We start from the raw sequence: 21,240 nt of genomic DNA, 5'->3' as shown, positions 1-21,240 counted from the left end.
AGTGCGAGCCGGCTGAACAGGACGGCGAGCGTCAGCCCGCAAGGCGCGGTGTGACACCGCGACGCAGCCCTTGATGGACCGGTGGCGTCACCGTGACGCGAACCGATGCCGCGCTTGGCGCGCGGTCATGGACGCGCAGGCGTTTCAGGAAGCCCGTGACGTTCCGGCCCTCGAAGTCGAGGCGCAGGTCGGCGAGCGTGCGCTCGGCGCTGAAGCGTGCAGGCATGGAAGCACTCCATCGTGGGCGAACGACGCCCCGGTGGGACGGCATTCGCTACTGCGCGAAGGGTGGCCCGGCGGTGGAGGTTTGCGCTTTGGGGGGAGAGAAGCGGACCGCCGGGCTCAGGAATGTGCGGGTGTCAACCGGCGACGCGCATGCCGTGCCCAGGCCGCGGCATGCGGCGCTGCGCAGCGCGGCAAGGCCGGCGCGCCGTGGGGGCAGAGGGTCATCGTGAGCATGGTTGGATTGTAGGCAACCGGGCCCATTCGTGGTCCCATGGCCTCACGGTCCTTGCCAGATTGCCCATTCGTCGCGTCGACGTGCATCGCGGCGACCGCGCGCCTGCCGGCCCTGCACGTGCTCACGCGTGCGCCATGGTGGCGCGCACGATCCATGCGCCCAACTCCTCGAAACTGTTCTGCTTGCTCATGGGTCCGATGGCACCGAGTTGCCGGACCAGCGCGTGTTGTTCGTCGGTGAGGTAGCCCGAGGTGATGATCACCGGCATGTCGGGCCGGATGCGTTTGACGGCGCGCGTGACGTCGGCCCCCGACATCTCCGGCATGTTGAAGTCGGTGACGACGACGTCAAATCCGCTTGGATCCTTGGCGACCGCGGCCACGCCGTCGCGCGGACGGCTGACGCAGGTCGGGTGGAAGCCCTGCCTCAACAGTAACTGCTCGGCCATGAGCACGACGACCTCGTCGTCGTCGATGTAGAGCACGCGCTGGCCGTGCCCGTGCACCGGCGCGTCGCTCGCCAGAAGATCCGGTTCCCCTTCGGCCTCGGCACCGAGATGAGACGGCAGGTAGACGTGGAAGGTCGTGCCTCGACCCGGCGCGCTTTCGACCGCCATGGAACCGCCATGGGCGGCCACGATGCCGTGGGCGACGGGCAAGCCGAGGCCCGTGCCCTGTCCGACCGGCTTGGTGGTGAAGAACGGTTCGAAGACCCGCGCTCGCGTGGCCTCGTCCATGCCGCAGCCGGTGTCCCGGATCCAGAGGTGCGCCCATGCACCTGGCGGCTCGGCGGCTTGCCCTTCGAGGTTGGACGACCGTGGCGGCGCTTCATCGAGTCCGACTTCGATGACCCCGGGTCGGCCGTCGAGCGCATGCCAGGCATTGGTGCAGATGTTCAGCACCACCTGCTCCAACTGATTGGGATCGGCCGTGACGGCGAGCCGCGCGCGCGTGAGGCGCATGTCCAGACGGACGCTGGCGGGAAGGGTCGACCGCAGCAGGTTGACGGCGCCTTCGATGATCGGTGCGAGCGGCAGGTCGACGAGCTGCTGCACCTGTCGCCGGCCGAAGGCAAGGATCTGCTGGACGAGCGCGCGTGCACGCACGCTGGCGTGCCGGATCTGCCCGAGCGGCGCAAGCGCGGGACTGTCAGGCGGCAGGTCGGCGCGTGCGAACTCGACGTTGGCCAGCACGGCGCTGAGGATGTTGTTGAAGTCGTGGGCGATGCCCCCGGCGAGGGTGCCGATCGACTCCATTTTCTGTGCCTGGCGCAACTGCGCTTCCAGCTCACGCCGCGTCGATTCGTTTTGCTTGCGCTCGGTGATGTCGCGTTGCACCGCGACGAAGTGACTGCGCCGCCCGGACGAGTCGGTGACGGGCGAGATGGTCATCTCGACCCAGAACTGGCTGCCGTCCTTGCGGTAGTTCAGCAGGTCGGCCCGGACCCGTTCGCCAGCGTCGAGGCCTTTGCGCAACGCATGCAGGGCGGCCGGGTCGGTGTCGGGACCTTGCAGCATCCGCGGGCTCCTGCCGATGAGCTCGTCCATCCGATACCCGGTGATCTCCTCGGCGGCGGCATTGATGTAGATGATGGTCGGTCCGGGGCGGTCGAGATCGGCATCGGTGATCATGACGACGTCGCTCAGGTTCTGCGCGCACATGTCGAGCAGGTGGAGCCGCTGCAGCGTACGGCGCTCAGCCGTCACGTCGCGCACGAACACGGCGATGCCGTCGGCATCCGGGAACGCGCGCACCTCGACGTGGATCCCCAGCGGTTCGTGGTATTCCTCGAAGGCCACCGGCACGTGTTCGTCCATGGCGCGCCGATATTCGCGCTCCGAGATGCCGCCGGCCGAGGCGGGGAACAGGTCCCAGGCCACCTGTCCGATGAGGCGTTCGCGCGGAACGCCCAGCAACTGCTCGGTGATGCGGTTGACGAACGTGAAGCGGAATGCCCGATCCATCATGAAGAACGCGTCGGGCAGGCCATCGAGCATGGCCTGCAGCCCCTCGGGCGCACCGGGCAGCGGTGCGGCCTTCGGGTCGTTGGCGGCGTCGTTCGGTGGGGGTTCCATGATCGGCTGGCTCGAGACCCGCATGGTGACACGTGCAGAGCCGATGGCAAGCGGTGTGCGCACCGGTGTGCAAGCTGGGCGAGAACCGGCCTTTCGGAGGCGCCTCGGTGGCATGCGGACGGACGGCCGACGAACGGTCGCCGCCCCCGGGCAGGTGGCTGCCCGACCCCCGCGCGGGAGAGTACATTCGTGGGTTTCCACCGCACGCGCTTGCCAGCCGTACCGCAATTCCGATTTCCATGGACGCCCCCGCAGCCACCTTCGACTTTGGCGAGCTCGTCACCCTGGCGGCGCGGCCCGTGCTCGCTCAGGCCATCTCGAAGCACTACATGGTGTACTTCGACCACCTGGGGGCACCGTCCGAGATGTTCGGCAATGTCGAGGCGCACCTGCGCAGCATGCACCGGGCCATGTATGCCGGCATGGACCTGCTCGCGCGCGGCACGATGGTGATGCTGGCGAAGACCGAGGCGTCCATCGACGGGTTGGGCGTGCGTTTCACGCTGAACGTCATCGCCTCGGGGGAACTGGTCTCACGCGCCGCCGTGGCGGCGGTCCTGGACCGCCTGGACTGCAAGCCCGGGGCCTCGGCCGACGAAAGCGTGAGCGCCTGTCCCTTCACCGGCGCCACGCTGCGGGTGGCGCGAGAGTCCGCGTCGGCGGCGCTCGTGCAACTGACCTTCGAGGGACCGGGGCGCCTGCGCGAGGCGCCGGCACCCTATGTCGACGGCGAACCGGTGTTCCTCGTGCACTCGCTCCCCCAGGCGGCCGAGGGGCCTGCCGGACGCTTCCGGCGCTTCGGCTGGGACGTCTCCATCTTCAAGCGGTGCAGCGACGTTCTGAACGTGGTGCAGACGGGCCTCGTGCATCCGCCGTCCCTCATCGTCCTCTTCGAGTCCGACCAACTCTCGGAAATGGATGCGCTGCGCTTGCGGCAGTCCTGCCCGGGCAGCCCGAAGGTGATCTTTGCCGTGCCGGCCGGCTCGGCGGCCATCGGCGGACACCTGGGCGACGAGGAAGTCCGGGTCATCCCGATGCTGCCCTCGGAGCTCTGGGACCTGTCGCACCAGTTCGCGCCCGCCGACCCGGGCGCCTCGCGCCCCTTGCCGCTCAAGCAGCCCGAAGCGCCGCTGGTGCTCGTCGTCGACGACAACGAGGTGAACCTGCTGGTGGCCGAAGGCCTGCTGCGCATCCTCGGCTATCGCACCGTCACAGCGGCTTCCGGCGAGGAGGCGCTCGACCGCTGCGCTCGCGAGAAACCTGCGCTGGTCCTGATGGACATCGAGATGCCGGGGTGGGACGGCTACGAAACCACCCGGCGCATCAAGGCTGCCCAGCGGGTCGGCGGCCTGACCCCCTTCCCGGTGGTGGCCGTCACCGCCAGTGGCAGCGCGGCCGAGGCGGCCCAGCATGGCCTGGATGCCTACCTGCCCAAGCCGCTTCACGTGGGCAAGCTCAAGACCGCGGTCGAGCGGGCCCTCAAGGGCGTGGCCCTGGGCTGAGGTCAGCACGCACGTCCTCGTGAGGGTCGTTCACCGCAGCGTTGCCGACAGGCGGCCGCTTCGGGCGGAGGACGTATGGAACCTGGTTCGGTCACTTCGCTATCGGGGCTGCGACAGGCCGCCCGCCGGGTTGGTCGATGCTGGACCGACACTGAGTGAACAACTTCATACCGACCCGTCGTCTACCTTAGGAACTCCGGTTCCCCACGCGTGACGCCGGCGCCGCCCAGCCTACTTTTCGGGTGCGGACCCGCGACGCGCGAACCCGTCCTCGAACGGGAGTAGCGCTGCATAGCCTGGATAGCGAGCCTCGTACTTTGGCTTGTCCTCCGCGACCTCGTAGCTTTCGGCGAACGAGTAGCCTCGCAATGTCATGCGCTCGATACGGACCCGGCCGATGTAGTTGGCGGCGCCCGCTTTCACGGTCACCGTTCGACCGTTGAAGTTCACGTACGCGTCACCCAGTTTTAATCTGTGGGCGCGGTACTCCCCTGCCTTTGCCGGAAACACTACCAGCTGGGGCGCTTGCGTTCTACGGACGTCTACCCACATCTTCTTGCCAATGAACATCGCTGCGCTCTCCAGGGCCGACAGCGAGGCTTCCTCATAGTGGAGCCCGCCAGGCTGGTTGGACACGACGCTCAGGATGACCAGGCCCTCGTCTTGGGCGAGGGCTTTTCCGTCAATGGCTTTGGGCGCGGCACAGCCCGCGAGCAAGGCTGCGAATGTCAAGAAAATTGCGTGGCTGGCAAGACGCATGAGTTTCCCCAAGGGCAGCAGTTTGGCGAAGTCTGAGCCCTCCGTGCACGGCGTTCCATCGGTGCTGCACCATGACGTGGGTAGGCCGAATCCCACACTGGCTGGACCGCAACGCCGCGAGTTTAGGCGGTGCTCGCGCTCCACATTCGGAGCGCGGCGGTCAGCAAAAGTAGCGATAGTTCTGATCCTTCAGTCGGGCGCCGGCCGGCGCCATGTGCCGTTAACGCCTGGGTCATTCCACCCGACCTGCCGAATCGGGCGTCGCTGAAACAGTGTCAGCTGCCGGCCGTGCCCTTCAGATGCTGCTCGACGGTCTGCTTGCCATCGGCGGCCTTGACGAAGACCTGGTTGAAGAGGCTGACTTCCTTCAGGAAATTCTGCACCGAGCATTCGATCCGCTTGGGGAGACACCTCGTTGCGAGAGCCGCCAGACCGGTCACGGCCCTGCGGAGCCAAGCATGGGGCCTGCCAGGTGGGGCTTCGAGTGCTCATGCCTAAGTCGGCTCCAGATGCTCCCTTTGAGTTCAGCAATTGAGAATCTTCCAAACGACCAGGTCCCACCCTGGACATCGGCACGCCCAGGCGTGTCTTCGAGTGACTTCGCCGGCCGCAGGCGGCGCGATTGACGCACGCAGCGGCGTAGTCGGGCCCGATGGCGCGGGAGGCCTGCGGCGTGAGACCGAGCAGAGACAGAGACCTGAGACATGAGGCCGGATGCACAATGGTCCGGACCTCTTCCAGACCCGCCCATGCCCCTTGCCACCGTGACCCCTGCCGAGTTGCGCCTGTGCGTCGACCCCGCCGCGCTCGGGTTCAAAGACACCCGTGAGCTGGTCGACCTGCCCCTGCCCTGGATCGGCCAGCAACGCGCCGAGCAGGCGGCCCGCTTCGGCTTGCAGATGGATGCGCCCGGCTACAACCTGTTCGTGCTCGGCGACGTCGGCAGCGGCCGCAGCTCCTTGATGGCGCGAATGATGCGCGACCAGGCCGCCCGGCGGGCCGTCCCGCCCGACCTGTGCTACCTGCACAACTTCGAGGAACCCGAGCGTCCGCGCGCGTTGCGACTGCCGGCCGGCGAGGGCCGCCTGCTGCGCCAGCTCATGGCCGATCTGGCGCGCCGCCTGCAGGCCGAGGTGCCCAAGCGCCTGCTGGCCAGCGAGGCGGTGGTCGATCGCGAGCGCATCGAGACCCTGGCGCGTACCGAGGAAGACCGTGCCTATGCGGAACTCAGCGCCTACGCCGCCGCCCGCAACTTCGGCCTGGCCCGCGAAGAGGGGCGCATGGTCTTCGTGCAGCACGACGCCGCGGGGCAACCCCTCACGGCCGAGGCGGCCCAGGCGCTCGCGCCGGAACAGCGACAGGCCATCGAGGCGGCCGAGGCGGCGCTGCGCGGCGAGGTGAGTCGCTTCCTCGAACGCAGTCATGCACGCGAACTCGCGGTGAACGAACAACTGGCCGCGCTTCGCCGACAGCTGATCCGGCCGCTGCTGGAGCAGGAGCTGGCGACGATCCGCAACGGGCTGCGCAAGCAGATCAAGGACTGGGTGAAACTCAGCCGCCATCTGGAGCAACTGCGCGACGCCGTGCTCGACAACCTGGAACTCTTCCAGCCCGCGGGCGAAGCCGACGAGCTGCGGCTGCCGGCCCTGGCCGCGCTCATCGCCCGGTTGGGCGTGAACATCGTCGTCGATCACCACGGGCAGACGGGCGCGCCGGTCATCACCGAAGACAACCCGCTCTTCCGGAATCTCTTCGGCAGCGTCGAGTACGCCTCCGAGAACGATGTGTTGGTGACCGACTACTCGCGCGTGCGCGCCGGCAGCCTCCTGAAGGCCCACGGCGGCTACCTGCTGCTGCACCTGCGCGACCTGCTCGCCGACCCGCAGGTGTGGGAGAAGCTGCGCCGCTTCCTGCGCAGCGGGCGCTTGCAGATCGAGGAGCCGGGCATGGTGCTGGCGCCCATTGCGGCGGTGTCCCTGCAGCCCGAGCCGGTGGACGTGGACGTGAAGATCGTGCTCGTCGCCTCGGTCGAGGACTACTACGTCGTGCAGGAAGGCGACCCGGAGTTCACCCGGCACTTCCGCTGCAAGGTGGACTTCGCCGACCGCTTCACCGCCACGCCGCAGACGCACCATGCCACGGCCATCTTCGTGGCGCACGCGTGCCACCGCCTCGGCTTGCCGCACTTCACGGCCGGGGCAGTCGCCCGGATCATCGAACAGACCCACCGCGACGCCGAGGACCAGTCACGACAGAGTGCGCACTTCGGCCGCTCGGAGGCGCTGGTGCTGGAGAGCGCCGCCCATGCCCGGGGTCGGGGCGCGACGAGCGTCGACGTCGAGGACGTGCAGGCCGCGCTCGACGCCCGCCGCCACCGCAACGACTACCCTGAGCAGCGCCTTCAGCAGGCCATCGTCGACGGCGACCGCCTGATCGAGGTCGGCGGCGAGACGGTCGGGCAGGTCAACGGCCTCTCGGTCGTCGACCTCGGCGACCATGAGTTCGGCCTCCCTGTGCGTGTCACCGCCACGACCTACGCCGGCGAGGAGGGCCTTCTGAACATCGAGCGGGAGGTGGAGTTGTCGGGGCCCATCCATGACAAAGGGGTGCTCATCCTGCAGGGGCACCTGGCCAGCCTCTTTGCCCACGTCGCACCGCTGGCGCTGGACGCCTCGGTGGTGTTCGAGCAGGAGTACAACGGCGTGGAGGGCGACTCGGCCTCGTGCGCCGAGCTCTATGCGCTGCTGTCGGCCCTGTCCGGCCTTCCGTTGCGCCAGGGCATCGCCGTCACCGGGGCCCTCAACCAGCATGGCGAGATGCTGCCGGTGGGCGGCATCAACGAGAAGATCGAAGGCTACTTCCGGACCTGTGAGCTGCTCGGGCTCGACGGGCAGCAGGGCGTGCTGATCCCGAGGCGCAACCGCCGCAACCTGATGCTGTCAGGCGAGGTCGTGCAGGCCGTGGCGCAAGGGCGCTTCCATGTGCATACCGCCGAGACGGTCGGCGAGGGCATGGCGCTGCTGACCGGCCATGCCTATGGCGAACGTCAGGAGCACGGCTATCCGGCCGACAGCGTGCTGGGACGTGCCCAGTCGGCGCTGCTGGCGTATCGGCGCGCTTGTGAATCGACGGACTGGCGGCGCAGCTCGCACTCGCAGCGCATGCAGTCGCGCTTTCTCGACGAGACGCGGCGGCGCTGAGCACCCGGCTCGGCGCCGTTCACCGTGCTCAGGGTTCGAGGCGAAAGCCCACTTTCACCGTAACCTGGAAGTGAGCGACCTGGCCGTCCTGCACATGGCCGCGCGTCTCCACCACCTCGAACCAGTCGATGTTCCGCACCGTCTTGGCCGCGGCGGCAATCGCGTTGCGAATGGCGTCGTCCGTGCCCGAGGTGGACGATCCGACGACTTCGATGAGCTTGTAGACGTGGTTGGCCATGGCAGCTTCCTGCGGAGTGGGGGGACGGGGATGGACCAGCCTCGAGACGTCGGTCCCGAGCCGGAGCCAGCCTACGCCGCTTCCCCGGCCGTGCCAAGCGCCGGGCGCTTGCCCATGAGGAACGTCAGGCCTGCACTTGCCGCCACGCCGTGGGGGGCTGGCCGGCCTGCTGCGTGAAGGCGCGCGAGAACGAGGCGGCGCTCGCATAGCCCAGCTCATCGGCGGCCTCCTTCACGCTGCGTCCCTGCCGCAACATCGACTGGGCGAGGGCCACGCGCCACTGCAGCAGGTAGGTCGCCGGCGGGCAACCCACCTGGGCCTTGAAGGCCTCGGCGAAGGCGCTGCGCGACATGCCGGCCACTTGCGCCATGGCCGCGAGCGACCAGTTGGCACCCGGGTGTTCGTGCAGGGCGGTCAACGCCCTGGCCAACCGCGGGTGCCCGAGACCGAGCAGCAGGCCCGGCGGCACCTCGGCCTGCTCCGGGTGGTCGACCAGCCAGCGCAGCAGCTGCAGCACGAGCACCTCGAACAGCCGGTCGGCCAGCAGCCGCTGGCCACAACGCACCCGCACCGTTTCGGCAAAGAGCAGGCCCAGGGTGGCCTCCAGGCCGTCGACCGCCCGCAACGGCAGGACGATGACGGCGGGCAATGCCTGGACGAGCGGATGGGCCGCCCCGCCTTCGAAGTCGAGCGTGGCGCACACGAAATCGGCTCCCTCCCGCGGCGGGTTGTGGAAGTCGTGCTCCAGCGGGCGTGGGTAGAAGAGCAGGGTAGGTTCGGTGACGACGAGGCGCCGCGGTGCGCCGCTGCGCGCCTTGTGGCGAACCTCCAGCTGCCCGTCGCGCAGCACATGCAGGAAAGCGCGTCCCGGGCGCGCGTCGAAGTGGGTGACGCCACACAGCGCACCGGCATGGAAAAGGCTGGCCCGCACGCGGAAGCGGTCGAGGACGGCGGACAGGCGGTCCAGTGGCGCGGGGTCGAGGGGCGGCATCTTGGACGATCAGGTAAGCAATGTGGACGAATGGATGCAGATCATACGGCAGCCGCCGCGACACTGGCATCCAGGCCGACGCGATCGGCTTCCACCCTCAACCTTCGAAAGACGCTCATGTCCGCAGCCCTCCGTGACCCTTGCCCCTGCAACGCGACCCTCGACCCGGTTCGACCCATGCGTCCGCGGCGTTCGCGCCATGGCGTGGCCTTGAAGGCTGCGCTGGTCGGCGGGGCGATGCTGGCCGGTGTGTCGGCGCAGGCCCACGACGGTGCGCATACCGGCGGCATCGCCTCTGAGCCCGCGGCGGCGGTCAAGGCGCCGTTCGACATCGTCCACACCCGCATTCGCACTGAAGGCAACACGGCCGTGTTCCACATGGCCGTGTCCGGCCGCGCGGGCGCCCAACGCCCCGGTCGGCACGGGCAGCTGGCCGGCAGCACCGTGTTCTCGTACGTGTGGCCGACGACCTTGGACCCGGCCGTGGTCGGGTTCGAACCGGGCGCCGGCACGCTGGCGTTCGCGGTGACCTCCCACCCCGACTTCGACGACACGCCGCTCTTCGACGAGGACGGTGACGGCGACACGGGCAATGACGGCAAGCGTTGGCATTCGCACTGGGTGGTGCTGCAACCCGATGCGCAGTGCGGTCCCGGCGCCCTGAAGGTGGGCGACATTCCCGAGGGCACGCGTCCGCGCCTGCCCAAGACGTGGCCGGGCCTGCCGCTGCTGATCGACAGCCCCGGGTGGAGCCCCGTCTTCAAGGCCGGCCAAGTCGAGGTGCGGGTGCCCTTCGACGACCTCGGTGCGGTGAAGGGCGCGCGCTTCGATGGCGTGACCGCCGCACTGCGGGTCAACGCCAGCGTGCATGCGCCGCTGCTGTGCGTGGTCGACGTGTTCAAGGTGGCGTCGGGCAACCTGTCCCTGCCAGGGCAGGTGGATCGCTGACCTGCAGTGCCCGGCCACGGCGCTGGAGCGACGGTCGCGGCGGCGCGCCATCGCGCCGTCGCGGCGCAGCGAATCAGACCGCGAAGGCGAACTCCCGGACGTCGGCACGGGTGACGCGGGCGTCGCGTTCGAGCCGGCGCACCAGCGCGTCGATCCATTGGCGTGCCGGTGGCAAGGGGCCGAAGCCGGCTTCGGTGTTGATGTGGCCGGCGTCGCCAAGGTGGCGATAGGTCAGGCCCCATTCCCGCGCCCGCGTCCGGGCCTCGCCGGCGCTCATCCAGGGATCGGTGTCGCTGCCGACGACCATGCCGGGCCGTGCGAGCCGGGTGCGCGGCGTGATCGCCTCGACCCCCAGCCGCGCCGGCGCCGCGGGGGCGACCAGCAACGCGGCCGCCACCGCGCTGGCGGGATGGGTGACGAGGTGGTGCGCGAGGGCCAGGCAGCCGAAGCTGTGGGCGGCGGCCACCCAACGCACGCCGGGGGCCGCGTCCAGCGTTTCGGCGATGCGTGCGGACCACGCGGGCAGGTCCGGCACGCTCCAATCGGCTTGCTCCACCCGCCGGGCGCCGCGGTACCGGGCCTCAAGCCAGGTCTGCCAGTGCGCCTCGCCGCTGCCATGCAGCCCGGGCACGATGAGCAGTCGCACCCCCTCACGCTGCCTCATGGCACCTCCTACAGCGTGGCGATGGAGACTTCGGTCGACTTCACCAGCGCGATCACCGGCTTGCCCACGGCCAGGCCGAGGTCCTTGACCGAGCGCGTGGTGATGACCGAGGTGACGATCAGCCCGCCGGCCGTCTCGACGTCGATCTCGGAGACCACCGGCCCCTCGATGATCTCCCGAACGGTGCCTCGGAACTGGTTGCGAACGTTGATGGCGGCGATGGTCATGGAATGCTCCTGTGGGGTCGAAAGGTGCCGATGAAGGCGAGATGAGAAATGGGTTCGGCGCGTGAGGCGGGCGGGTTCATACCGCCCAGCGCCATGCGTGCGGCGCAGGCCAGTCGGGCGCGGCAGGCGGCGGTTCGTCGCCGGCCGGGTTGTGCAGCACCCGTTGCAGGATCTGCTCCTCCACCGCTGCGAGTGCCGCCTGGCCGCGGGCGCGTGGCCGGGGCAGCGTGACCGCCTGGTCGAGTGCCACCTCCTGGCCTTCGATCAGCAACACGCGGTCGGCCAGGGCGACCGCTTCGCCGACGTCGTGGGTGACCAGCAGGGCGGTGAACCCGTGTTCGCGCCACAGTGATTCGATCAGTTGCTGCATCTCGATGCGGGTCAGGGCGTCCAGTGCGCCGAGCGGCTCGTCGAGCAGCAGCAGCCGTGGCCGGTGCACCAGGGCGCGGGCCAGGGCGACGCGCTGGCGCTGGCCGCCCGACAGCACCGCGGGCCACTCGTCCGCCCGTTCGGCTAAGCCCACCTGGGCCAGTGCCTCGCGCGCCCGCCCGAGCACGTCCGGACCGGTAAGCCCCAGCGCCACGTTGTCCAGCACCCGTTTCCAGGGCAGCAGCCGCGCATCCTGGAACATGATGCGGATGGCGTCACCGGCCGCCGCGCGCGGCCGGCCGTCGAGCAGGATCTGGCCGCCGTCGGCCTGCTCGAGGCCGGCGACGAGCCGCAGCAGCGTGCTCTTGCCGCAGCCACTGCGGCCCACCACGGCGATGAACTCGCCCGGGGTCACGTCGAGGTGGATGTCGTCCAGCACCGGCCGCGCGCCGTAGCGCTTGGCAACGCCCGACAGGTGAAGTGCGACGCCGCGGGTTGCCGAAGCCGGGGCCGCGCGGCGGTCGGCATCGGCCGGCGAGGCGGCAGGTGCGCGAGGGGACGGTGTCTCCGGTTGGCGCAGGGCGGCGGGTCCGAGGGCGCGGGGAACAGTCAGCATGGAAGCTTCCTTCAACGTCGTCATGCAGCACCCCGATAGCCGGGGTGCCAGGGAAGCCAGCGCCGCTCGAGGCCGCGAGCCAGGGTGTCGGCGAGCTTGCCGAGCAGGGCATAGAGCACGATGCCCACGAGCACCACGTCGGTCTGCAGGAACTCTCTGGCGTTCATCGTGAGGTAGCCGATGCCCGCCTGTGCCGAGATGGTCTCCGCCACGATGAGCAGCACCCACATCAGGCCGAGCGAGAAGCGAAGGCCCACGAGCACGGAGGGCAGGGCGCCCGGCAGGATCACGTGCCGGTAGAGCGCGGCGCCTTCGAGCCCGTAGCTGCGCGCCATCTCGATCAGGCCGCGGTCCACGGACCGGATGCCGTGGAAGGTGTTGAGGTAGATCGGGAAGAACACCCCCACGGCCACCAGAAACAGCTTGGCCGTCTCGTCGATGCCGAACCACAGGATCACGAGGGGGATCAGGGCGAGGGCCGGGATGTTGCGCACCATCTGCAGCGTGGTGTCGAGCACCGTCTCGGCGGTTCGGAAGCTGCCGGTGAGCAGCCCCAGCACGAGGCCCAGGCCCCCGCCGATGGCCAGGCCCGCGAGCGCGCGGCCGGTGCTCACGGCCACATGCTGGCCGAGTTCGCCGGAGCGCAGCAGGTTCCAGAACGCCGTGACGACGGCCCACGGTTCCGGCAGGATGCGGGGCGACAGCCAGCCGGCGCGGGAGGCGAGCTCCCAGGCCGCGACGATGAGCACCGGCAAGGCCCACGGCAACGCCCGCTGGCGCAAGCCGTGGAGTCGTCGGGCGGCGACCGGTGGTGGCGCCGTGAGGGCGGCGTCGGAGGCGGTCAATGCGGTCATGTTCGGCTCCTCAGCTTTGTGAAACGCGGGGCACGTCGCCGTTGGCCACCACTTCACCGAAGGGGCCGGTCAGCAGCTGGCCCGGCAGCTTCTCGCGCAGCGAGATCGGCAGCAGCGGGAAGACGAGTTCGGCGAAGCGATGGGCCTCTTCGAGGTGCGGGTAGCCGGACAGCACGAAATGATCGAGGCCCAGTGCCGCGTATTCCTTGATGCGATCCGCCACCTGCTGCGGGTTGCCGACGAGCGCGGTGCCTGCGCCGCCGCGGACGAGGCCGACGCCCGCCCAGAGGTTCGGTGCGATCTCCAGCCCTTCGCGCACATTGGCCCGGTTGAAGCGGCCCTGGTGCAACTCGGCCATGCGGCGCTGGCCGACGGAGTCCATCTGGCTGAACTTCGCCTGCGCGGCCGCGACCGTGGCCTCGTCGAGGTGCGAGACCAGCTCGCGGGCGGCGTCCCAGGCCTCGTCCTCGGTTTCGCGGACGATCACATGCAGGCGGATGCCGAAGCTCAGGCTGCGGCCGCGCGCCTCGGCGCGCCGGCGGACGTCCGCCACCTTCGCAGCGACGGCCTCGGGCGGCTCGCCCCAGGTGAGGTAGGTGTCGACCTGCTCGGCCGCCAGCTCGTGTGCCGCCTCCGACGAGCCGCCGAAGAACACCGGCGGATGCGGTCGCTGCACGGGCGGGTAGAGCAGCTTGGCGCGGTCGACGGACAGGTGCTTGCCCTTGAAGTCCAGCGTCTCGCCGTCGTGGGAACGCGCAAGGATCTCGCGCCAGATGCGAATGAACTCCGACGACTGCTCGTAGCGTTCGGCGTGCGGCAGGTACTGGCCGTCACCGGCGAGCTCATCGGCATCACCGCCGGTGACGAGGTTGACCAGCAGGCGGCCGCCCGAGAGGCGGTCGAGCGTGGCGGCCATGCGGGCCGATTGCGCCGGCGCCACGAGGCCCGGGCGCAGCGCGACGAGAAACTTGAGGCGCCGCGTGGCATCGATCAGACTGGAGGCAATCACCCAGGAGTCCTCGCAGGAGCGGCCGGTGGGGATGAGCACGCCTTCGTAGCCCAGGCTGTCGGCGGCGATCGCGATCTGCTTGAAGTAGTCGAAGCTGGCGGCGCGGGCCCCGCGCGTGGTGCCCAGGTAGCGGGAGTCGCCGTGGGTGGGGATGAACCAGAGAATCTTCATGGTGGGTCTCGCTCAGGCAATGCAGTGATTCAGGAACGGGACGCGATGGCGCGGGATGGCGACCACACGGCGTCGGCGATGCGGATCGGGCGGGGAATGAGGCCGAGCTGGGTGAAGGCGTCGGCCACGCGCTGCTGTTCTTCGAGCAGTGCGGGCGTCAGCGGGCCGACGGGCGATGCCGGCCGCCGCTCGAGCATGCGCTCCACGGCCGGCAGCCCCAGGCCCGACAGTTCGCTGTAGAGCCGCGCGGCCTGGTCGCGCCGGGCCTGCACCAAGGCGTCGGCCTCGGTGAGCGCGACGAACAGCGCCTGCAAGGCGGCCGGTTGCTCCACCAGCCGGCGGGATGCCAGGTAGAAGCTGTTGTTGCCGGTGAGACCCCGGCTGGTTGTCAGCACCCGCACCGTGCTGCTCACCTCCACGGCCGCGTAGTAGGGGTCCCAGATGGCCCAGGCATCGACGGCGCCGCGCTCGAAGGCGGCGCGCGCATCGGAGGGCGGCAGGTACACCGGCTCGATGTCCTGCCAGGCGAGGCCGGCACGGCGCACCGCCTGCAGCACCAGGAAGTGGGCGCTCGACCCCTTCTGCAATGCGATGCGGCGGCCCTTGAGGTCGGCCACCGTGCGCAGCGGCGAGTCGGGCTTGACGAGAATGGCCGAACTGTCCGGCTTGGAGGGCTCGGCCCCCACGTAGTGCAGGACCTTGCCGGCCGCTTGCGCGAAGACCGGCGGCGAGTCCCCTGTGGCGCCGAAATCGATGCTGCCCACGGCCAGGGCCTCTAGCAGTTGCGGTCCGGCCGGAAACTCGATCCACTGCACGCGCGTGGCGGGCAGGCGCGTTTCCAGCCAGCCCTGGCGCTTGAGCACCACCAGGTTCACCGACCCCTTCTGGAAGCCGATGCGCAACTCGGGCAGGGCGGGGGTCGCTGGGGACGCGGCGCGCGCCGGGGCCAGTTGCCAGCTGGCCGCGGTGAGCGACAGGATGCGCAGGGCGGCGCGGCGGGTCATGACGGATGGCGCGCTCATCGCGCGGCTCCGGTAGCCGGTGCGGCGGCCGTGGTGCGGGCGCGCGGCAGGGCGTCCGCGATGCGGATCGGCTTCGGGATGAGCCGCAAGGCATGGAAGGCGTCCGCAATCTTCTGCTGCTCGGCGGCCACTTCGGGCGTGATGGCGCGCACGCCGTAGGCAAATCGGCGCGCCGCCTGCTCGGTGATGGCGACGTCGAGCCCGATCTGCGGCGCGAGCAGCGCCGCGACCGCAGCCGGATTCGATTCGGCCCAGCCGTCCAGGCGGGCCAGTTCCTCGACGATGGCTGCGATCACCTGCGGATGTTGTTCGGCGTACGGACGGGCTGCGAGGTAGAACTGGTGGTTCGACACGAGGCCCGTGCCGTCGGCGAGCTGGCGCGCGCCGATCTGCCGTTCGGCCGCGGCGAGGAACGGGTCCCAGATCACCCACGCATCGACGCTGCCCCGCTCGAACGCCGCCCGGGCGTCGGCGGGCGGCAGGAAGACCGTCTGCACATCGGTGTAGCGCAGGCCGGCCTTCTCCAGCGCCTTGACCAGCAGGTAGTGGACGTTGGATCCCTTGTTGAGCGCGACCTTGCGCCCCTTCAGGTCCGCCACGCTGCGCAGCGCCGAGTCCTTCGGCACGATGATCGCCTCGCCGGCCGGCCCGGGCGGCTGGTTGGCCACATAGACGAGGTCGGCCCCGGCGGCCTGCGCGAAGATGGGCGGCGCCTCCCCGACGGTGCCGAAATCCACCGAGCCGACATTCAGCCCTTCGAGCAACTGCGGGCCGGCGGGAAACTCGGTCCACCGCACGCTGATGCCCTGCGCGGCCAGGCGGCGGTCGAGGTCCCCGCGGGCTTTCAGGAGCGTGAGGGTGCCGTACTTCTGGAAGCCGATGCGCAGCGTGGTGGGGCGGGTCTGGGCATGGGCCGTGGGCGCCGAGCCGAAGCCCAGTCCGGCAACGGCCAGGGCGGCGGCCAACGCGCCAAGCGCATGGCGGCGGGGCAAGGTCGAAGCGTTCATCGTGGTGTCTTTCCTGTCGAAGGGTTCGGGTCCGGCGCCGTTCGGCGTTCGAAGGGCGAGCCGGTCCCACCGGCCGCCAGTCAGGCGGTCGGGCGAGGTCAATGGCGTTGGATTGCTGACGCTGTGTCGCCGATCAGGCGGGACAGCGCAGGCCCTCGGGGGGCGCGAGGATCACGGCCGGCGGTGTCAGGCTGCGCAGGTCGGCCCGCGAGGCCTCGGGCACCTGTGCTCGCGTTTGCGCGCGCGTCTGCAGTGGCGCGAGGGCCCGCTCGAGCCGCGTCGCGAGCGCCGCGTCGGCCGTGTAGTTGCCCTTGCCGTCGGAGACCAACTGGGCATCCGTCGCGAACACCCCGTCGAGGATGTCGCGTGCTCCGAGCGCCGACAGCACCGGCTTGAGTGCGTAGTCGAGTGCCAGCAGGTGGGCCAGACTGCCGCCGGTCGCCAGTGGCAGCACGGTCTTGCCGCGCAGCCCGTCTTGCGGCAGCAGGTCGAGGAACACTTTCAGCAGACCGCTGTAGGCCGCCTTGTAGATGGGGGTGGCGACGATGAGCACCTCGGCCTCGGCGACGGCCGACAGGGCCGCGCTGACGGCGGGGTCACGGGTGTCGGCGGTGACGAGGGCCTGCGGGGGCAGGTCCCGCAGTGCCACGTGCCGGCTGCGTTGGGTCTGCGGATCCAGGTGCTGTTGTGCGAAGTGCAGCATCCATGCCGAACGCGAGGGAGTCGATGGGCTGCCGGAGAGGCTCAGGATCTGCATGGTGGTGGTCGCTGCGGTGGTGAGGTGGGCTCACGATAGGACGGCGCACGTCGCCAGCCAACGAAGCGATTCGCAGATGCATATCGGGTGATCGACGGGTGGGCGAAGGATGGAGCGAGCGACCGGTTCCCGGCGCGGCGCGTTCGCGTCGCGGGCGGCTGGATCAAAATGGCGGTTTCACGCATTTCCGGTTTCCCGCCGAACCACCATGAACGACACGACGCAGGCTCCGCCGCTCCCCGACCGCCTCTCCATCGATCCGCGCAGCCCGCACCACGTGGCCGCCGTGTTCGCCCACGACATCGGCATCCGCCTGAACGACAAGGAGCGCTTCGACGTGGAGGAGTACTGCATCAGCGAAGGCTGGGTGCGCGTGCCCGCCGGCCGCACGGTCGACCGCAAGGGCCAACCGGTGATGATCAAGCTCAAGGGCAAGGTCGAAGCGTTCTACCGCTGAGCCCGTCAACGGCCGCTTCGCTGCCATGGCGTCGGCATTCCGTCCCTGCCACGCATGCAGGGTCCTCGTGCCTCAGTTGGTCGTCGGCCCCGTGCTTTTCGAACGGGTCGTCCAGGCCTTGTCCGGTGGCTCGCCCACCCTCGCGGCACAGGAACTCCTGCAGGCCGTGCCTTGCGCCGCCAAGGAAGCCGCTGCATGGCTCGCGCACCTCCACGCCTGCGCCGCGGCGTGGCCCGGCAGCCCGGCGGACGAAGCGGCGCTTCGCGAGGTGACCGAGGCCTTCGCCCCCATCGGCAAGCCGGAGCACTTCACCGACTTCACGCATTGCGAGGAGTGCCGGGAGCATGACGACACGCTCAGGGCGCGCACCCGCGAGACCATTCGACGCGAGGACCTCGGCCATGCCGGCTGGGACCCGCTCAACTTCTGTGACGGCGAGGGCATCGGCTACCTGTTCCCGACGCTCGCGCGCTTCGCCCTGATGCCCGCGGCGTGGCATGACCAGGGCTGGTATGGCGACCAGTTGCTGTTCCATCTCACCTACGCGGGCGCCGACAACAAGTTCCTCCGGTGGTGCTCACCGGCGCAGCGCCGCGCCGTGTCGCTGCTGCTGTCGCATCTGCTCGCCACGCGCGCGGCTGCCATCTCGGACCATGGCTGTGATGACGAGATGGTTCAGGCGATCGAGGTCTGGGGCGCGATGGACCAGACCGGGGCGCTTTGATGCCCGCGGTTGCCGTTCATCGTTGACGACATGCTGATGATCTCGCGCGCATCCGTCTGCGCAGCAGCGGTGAGGTCCTGTCGGGACGTGCGGTTCCTGGTTCCTGATCTTGCGACCAGGCAGGTTCCTAGTCGCTGATCCGAGTGGCTGTTTTGCAGCGGAAGCGGACATGATCCGAGTGACAATGTGCGCCTCACCCGCCCTATAGACCGCATGGAACTGCCCGCAGCCGACGATCAAGAAGCCATCTTTCGCTTCGCGATGTCGTTCAACGCGTACGAGGTGTACGGGTCCTTTGAGGCGGCCGCCGGGTTCGCGCGGGCAGCGAAACGCTCCACGCTTGAAGAAACTCGGGCAGAGCTTTTCTTCAAGGCACGGGCCGCTCGCCACTCAGGTTCCGATGCTCATGTCGCCGCGTATCGCGAGCTGCTGCCGCTGCTGCAGTCGTATGCGAACCGGCTCGGCTGAGAGCCGCTGAGTTCGAACGCCTGCTTCCAGCCTGAGGCGGCCGGCCGCAGGTCGGCGGCGGCGTACATCGCCTCCGGGTCGCAGGTACGATCGGAGACCATCCCCGAGCCGCGTCATGAACAGCTACGTTCTCGAGTACAAGACCTCCGCCCCGTTCGAGCGGCCAGACCAGTGGTGCGTTTACGTGATGGTAGAGATTCACGAACAGACGGCTGGCGCTCGCGCCCGGCTCTGGAGCCGCAGATTTCAAGGAACGGACTGGATGCAGTCCCCCTCGCTTGAGGACACGCGACAGGGACCAGATATTGAACTGGCGTCCACGGATGCCTGCAACGTGCTTGGGTTGCTGCGAACAGCACAGGTGGGTATGGTCCCACAGGAATATCCAGCGTTCCACCCGACTACCCACACCCTCAAGGTTTCGTCCTTCTTTAGCAATTTGACCCTGGTCTGGCTCGATGAACTGCCTGCGCAGTGGGCTGGCCTCGAAGAGTTGGTCAGAACGCTCGACGGCCTCGCGGCGAGGTACTCAACTTGCGCTTGAGCGGCCGCTTTCAGGCTGAACCTGCCGGCCGCAAGGCAGCGGAAGAGGTCGTTGGCACCGGGCTGCAATCGGCCCATGAACGTTCGTTCCGCATTCGAAGTGCCGGCGTCTCGCGAAGAGCTCATGCGTCGCTACGACCTAGCGGAACGCCAGTTCCCCGGCGTGGACCTTTCTGGTGAAGACCTTTCAGGCGTGACCGTTGATGGAGCCAACTTCGGGGCAGGTTACGAGAAGACCGAAACCGTGGGGCTGCAGCAATCGCTGGAACGCTTGCGAGCACAGGCCCATTTCATCGAACTCTCTCTCGACGGCCTCGGCGTCGCCGACTCAGCGCGAACTTGCAATCTGTGATTTTCTCACCGCGTTAGGCAGGAACCCTCTCTCCTCCCGCCGTCGTCAAAAGCCGCGCTCTATGCGTCTGGTATCTTTCGGCACAAATGCCGCGTGTCGCACTAAGTGGCGGTACGTCTTAAGACCACAAGAGCCAGGGAGGCTCGCCTTGCCCACAGATTCGGATCGCTTGCGCGAGGAACTGCGCGCCTGCCTACCCAGCCTTGTCCTAGAGCGCGCGCTCGCGCCGTCTGGGCAACGCGTTGTTTACCTCGCCTGTTTCGATGACTCGCTCATCCCGGAGGAGGTGCACCGTGCTGAAACGCAGCGCCTACAGGAACGGGACGCGGATGAACCTGATTACCAGTCGTTCTTGCTGGGATGGGAAACGTGGGGTCAGGTGGTGGTGAAGTGATCTTGCCCCTGCATTCCCGGACGCAGCCTATGCGCAATGTCGCGCCGGTTGTTCGAGCTGAGGGCGGCGGGATTGCTCAGCAAGGTGCCGCCTGAACTCGCGCGGCGATTTCATCTTGAGGCTCGAGTGCGGGTGTATCTCGTTGAAGTGTTCGAACGCGGCCGGAAGCTGCGCCAGCACGACGACGGCATCGCTCAGGTCCATCCGGCTGACGTAGTCGCGCTTGAACGTGTTCACGAAGCTCTCGGCCATGCCGTTGCTCTGAGGGCTGCAGACCGGCGTGTTGATCGGCTTGAGTCCCAGCGACCTGGCCACGTTCCTCGTAGCGTGAGCGATGTACGCGCTGCCGTTGTCGCTGAGGAACTCCAGCGTGTGCGTGGCAGGGATCGCCTCAACGCTGCCGAAGCGCTTCTCCACGGCCTCGATGAGCATTTCGCAGACCGGCTCGCCAGGCAGGCCCTTGCCGTTCCACGCGCGGAAGGCAAGGATCTCTCGATCACAGCAGTCCTTCGCGAAGGTCGCCGTCACCGTCTCGCCGGAGTCGCACTTGATCTCGAACCCGTCGGAACACCAGCGCAGATCGCTCGCCGGCACCGCGACCTTGCCCTCATGAGGCCTGCTGGACTGGCGACGCCTTGGGGCTCTGGGCAGCAGCAGCCCGCTGCCGGACATCACGCGGTACGCGCGCTTTGGATTCACGCGCGCTCCGCCGACCCTCGCGCGTTGGCGGTTCACCAGCGCGCAAGCGCGCCGATAGCCGTAGCTGGGCAACGCAGCGATCTGCTCGCGGATGTCCGTCAGCAACTGCTCGTCGGTGTCGGGCGTTCGCTGCGTGCGGCCATCGGCCCACGACTCGGATCGGTTCGCGCGTGCATGAACGTTTGATCGCGCCAAACCGAGTGCCTCGCACACGCGCGTCATTCCTCGTCCCCGGGCAACAAGGGCGAGCGCGCAATCCACTTTTTTTCGGCGGCGTACTCCACTGCTTCCTTGAGGATCTCGTTCTCCAAGGTCTTCTTGCCGAGCACGCGCTGCAGCTTCGCGATCTCCACCCGCGCCGCGGCCAGCTCCGACGCCGGGACCACGGCCTCGCCGGCGGAGACGGCCGTCAGAGCACCTTGCCGTTCGAGCTTGCGCCACTGGAACAGCAGGCTGGCCGACACGCCTTCCTGTCGGGCCACGAGCGACACGCTCATGCCGGGCTCGTACGTGCGCTTCACCAGCGCGGCCTTCTCGACCAGGGACCAACGCCTGCGGCGCTGGTCCCTCGTGATGACCTCGATGGTCTCCGTATGCCTAGTCATACTCACAGTCCTATTCCTATCCGTAAGATAAGCGATAGGCTGCGTCCCGTCATTCAGGGGGCCAGCTCAGTCGGGAGATTCACGACGTGGAGATCTAACCGCTTCCAGAAGCGGTCCCTCGCGATCCTCG

General features: G+C 68.8%; 23 protein-coding genes and 1 pseudogene. 9 read left to right on the top strand and 15 right to left on the bottom strand.

The genetic code is table 11. The features are described from left to right. Window positions 1-31: 31 nt before the first annotated feature. Together ACSQ2F_RS15030 and ACSQ2F_RS15025 are read right to left on the bottom strand one after the other, a co-directional pair. The gene (locus ACSQ2F_RS15030) at window positions 32-226 is read right to left on the bottom strand and encodes a hypothetical protein (RefSeq protein ID WP_436024182.1); all 195 of its coding nucleotides are present in this window, start codon (window positions 224-226) and stop codon (window positions 32-34) included. Window positions 227-581: 355 nt separating this feature from the next. Beyond that, window positions 582-2,534: a hybrid sensor histidine kinase/response regulator gene (locus ACSQ2F_RS15025; protein WP_436024180.1), complete on the bottom strand. Its 1,953-nt coding sequence runs from the start codon at window positions 2,532-2,534 to the stop codon at window positions 582-584. Window positions 2,535-2,773: 239 nt separating this feature from the next. On the opposite strand from ACSQ2F_RS15025, the gene ACSQ2F_RS15020 reads away from it, so the two are divergent. Next, the gene (locus ACSQ2F_RS15020) at window positions 2,774-4,036 is read left to right on the top strand and encodes a response regulator (RefSeq protein ID WP_436024178.1); all 1,263 of its coding nucleotides are present in this window, start codon (window positions 2,774-2,776) and stop codon (window positions 4,034-4,036) included. Window positions 4,037-4,267: 231 nt separating this feature from the next. Here ACSQ2F_RS15020 and ACSQ2F_RS15015 read toward each other — a convergent pair whose 3' ends face one another. Further along, window positions 4,268-4,768: a hypothetical protein gene (locus ACSQ2F_RS15015; protein WP_436024176.1), complete on the bottom strand. Its 501-nt coding sequence runs from the start codon at window positions 4,766-4,768 to the stop codon at window positions 4,268-4,270. A 320-nt stretch (window positions 4,769-5,088) separates the two neighbouring features. Then, window positions 5,089-5,196, bottom strand: a pseudogene (locus ACSQ2F_RS15010) (translation elongation factor Ts); the annotation flags it as partial. 348 nt (window positions 5,197-5,544) lie between these two features. Here ACSQ2F_RS15010 and ACSQ2F_RS15005 point away from each other — a divergent pair. Continuing rightward, window positions 5,545-7,995 carry a Lon protease family protein gene (locus tag ACSQ2F_RS15005; RefSeq protein WP_436024174.1) on the top strand — a complete coding sequence of 817 codons (2,451 nt, stop codon included), beginning with the start codon at window positions 5,545-5,547 and terminating at the stop codon, window positions 7,993-7,995. Window positions 7,996-8,023: 28 nt separating this feature from the next. Here the strand turns inward: ACSQ2F_RS15005 and ACSQ2F_RS15000 are convergent, their stop codons facing one another. Both ACSQ2F_RS15000 and ACSQ2F_RS14995 read right to left on the bottom strand, forming a co-directional pair. Then, a complete protein-coding gene (locus ACSQ2F_RS15000; protein WP_436024172.1) occupies window positions 8,024-8,233 on the bottom strand; it encodes a dodecin in 210 nt (69 codons plus the stop codon). Between the two features lie 124 nt (window positions 8,234-8,357). Continuing rightward, complete coding sequence (locus ACSQ2F_RS14995; RefSeq protein ID WP_436024170.1) at window positions 8,358-9,224, bottom strand: cupin domain-containing protein; 867 nt, start codon at window positions 9,222-9,224, stop codon at window positions 8,358-8,360. A 117-nt stretch (window positions 9,225-9,341) separates the two neighbouring features. Here ACSQ2F_RS14995 and ACSQ2F_RS14990 point away from each other — a divergent pair, with 117 nt between their 5' ends. Next, a complete protein-coding gene (locus tag ACSQ2F_RS14990; protein ID WP_436024168.1) occupies window positions 9,342-10,172 on the top strand; it encodes a hypothetical protein in 831 nt (276 codons plus the stop codon). 73 nt (window positions 10,173-10,245) lie between these two features. Here the strand turns inward: ACSQ2F_RS14990 and ACSQ2F_RS14985 are convergent, their stop codons facing one another. The 8 genes from ACSQ2F_RS14985 to ssuE form a co-directional block, all read right to left on the bottom strand. Then, on the bottom strand, window positions 10,246-10,836 hold the full coding sequence (locus tag ACSQ2F_RS14985) for an RBBP9/YdeN family alpha/beta hydrolase (protein WP_436024166.1): 591 nt from the start codon (window positions 10,834-10,836) through the stop codon (window positions 10,246-10,248). Between the two features lie 8 nt (window positions 10,837-10,844). Then, the gene (locus ACSQ2F_RS14980) at window positions 10,845-11,063 is read right to left on the bottom strand and encodes a TOBE domain-containing protein (RefSeq protein WP_436024164.1); all 219 of its coding nucleotides are present in this window, start codon (window positions 11,061-11,063) and stop codon (window positions 10,845-10,847) included. 76 nt (window positions 11,064-11,139) lie between these two features. Beyond that, window positions 11,140-12,048, bottom strand: a complete 909-nt coding sequence (locus tag ACSQ2F_RS14975) for an ATP-binding cassette domain-containing protein (protein ID WP_436024162.1) — start codon at window positions 12,046-12,048, stop codon at window positions 11,140-11,142. Between the two features lie 20 nt (window positions 12,049-12,068). After that, on the bottom strand, window positions 12,069-12,902 hold the full coding sequence (gene ssuC, locus ACSQ2F_RS14970; protein WP_436024160.1) for an aliphatic sulfonate ABC transporter permease SsuC: 834 nt from the start codon (window positions 12,900-12,902) through the stop codon (window positions 12,069-12,071). 10 nt (window positions 12,903-12,912) lie between these two features. Then, on the bottom strand, window positions 12,913-14,082 hold the full coding sequence (ssuD, locus tag ACSQ2F_RS14965; protein ID WP_436024158.1) for an FMNH2-dependent alkanesulfonate monooxygenase: 1,170 nt from the start codon (window positions 14,080-14,082) through the stop codon (window positions 12,913-12,915). Between the two features lie 29 nt (window positions 14,083-14,111). Continuing rightward, window positions 14,112-15,104 carry an aliphatic sulfonate ABC transporter substrate-binding protein gene (locus ACSQ2F_RS14960; protein ID WP_436024156.1) on the bottom strand — a complete coding sequence of 331 codons (993 nt, stop codon included), beginning with the start codon at window positions 15,102-15,104 and terminating at the stop codon, window positions 14,112-14,114. Then, window positions 15,101-16,111 carry a sulfonate ABC transporter substrate-binding protein gene (locus ACSQ2F_RS14955; protein ID WP_436024154.1) on the bottom strand — a complete coding sequence of 337 codons (1,011 nt, stop codon included), beginning with the start codon at window positions 16,109-16,111 and terminating at the stop codon, window positions 15,101-15,103. Before ACSQ2F_RS14955 ends, ACSQ2F_RS14960 begins: the two co-directional genes overlap by 4 nt. Before the next feature lie 133 nt (window positions 16,112-16,244). Further along, window positions 16,245-16,868, bottom strand: coding sequence for an NADPH-dependent FMN reductase (gene ssuE / locus ACSQ2F_RS14950; protein ID WP_436024152.1), 624 nt, complete (start codon window positions 16,866-16,868; stop codon window positions 16,245-16,247). Between the two features lie 208 nt (window positions 16,869-17,076). Here ssuE and ACSQ2F_RS14945 point away from each other — a divergent pair, with 208 nt between their 5' ends. The 6 genes from ACSQ2F_RS14945 (at window position 17,077) to ACSQ2F_RS14920 (ending at window position 19,806) form a co-directional block, all read left to right on the top strand. Continuing rightward, on the top strand, window positions 17,077-17,325 hold the full coding sequence (locus ACSQ2F_RS14945; protein ID WP_436024150.1) for a DUF3297 family protein: 249 nt from the start codon (window positions 17,077-17,079) through the stop codon (window positions 17,323-17,325). A 67-nt stretch (window positions 17,326-17,392) separates the two neighbouring features. After that, window positions 17,393-18,049: a hypothetical protein gene (locus ACSQ2F_RS14940; protein ID WP_436024148.1), complete on the top strand. Its 657-nt coding sequence runs from the start codon at window positions 17,393-17,395 to the stop codon at window positions 18,047-18,049. A 213-nt stretch (window positions 18,050-18,262) separates the two neighbouring features. Continuing rightward, a complete protein-coding gene (locus ACSQ2F_RS14935) occupies window positions 18,263-18,517 on the top strand; it encodes a hypothetical protein (protein ID WP_436024146.1) in 255 nt (84 codons plus the stop codon). A 115-nt stretch (window positions 18,518-18,632) separates the two neighbouring features. Continuing rightward, entirely contained in the window at window positions 18,633-19,061 is a 429-nt protein-coding gene (locus ACSQ2F_RS14930; protein ID WP_436024144.1) for a hypothetical protein, read from the top strand. Window positions 19,062-19,136: 75 nt separating this feature from the next. After that, window positions 19,137-19,412 (top strand): hypothetical protein, encoded by a 276-nt coding sequence (locus tag ACSQ2F_RS14925; protein ID WP_436024142.1) that lies wholly within the window; start codon window positions 19,137-19,139, stop codon window positions 19,410-19,412. A 169-nt stretch (window positions 19,413-19,581) separates the two neighbouring features. Beyond that, a complete protein-coding gene (locus ACSQ2F_RS14920; protein WP_436024140.1) occupies window positions 19,582-19,806 on the top strand; it encodes a hypothetical protein in 225 nt (74 codons plus the stop codon). A gap of 27 nt (window positions 19,807-19,833) precedes the next feature. Here ACSQ2F_RS14920 and ACSQ2F_RS14915 read toward each other — a convergent pair. After that, window positions 19,834-21,110 (bottom strand): IS3 family transposase gene (locus tag ACSQ2F_RS14915; protein ID WP_436024138.1). Its coding sequence is split into 2 segments (ribosomal slippage): window positions 19,834-20,780 and window positions 20,780-21,110, totalling 1,278 coding nucleotides; the frame shifts between segments, so codons are not numbered across the junction. Between the last annotated feature and the right edge of the window lie 130 nt (window positions 21,111-21,240).

It is taken from the genome of Rhizobacter sp. LjRoot28 (assembly GCF_964253025.1).
In the GTDB taxonomy this organism is placed as follows: Bacteria; Pseudomonadota; Gammaproteobacteria; order Burkholderiales; family Burkholderiaceae_C; genus Rhizobacter.
This window is presented reverse-complemented; position numbering and strand designations above follow the sequence as displayed.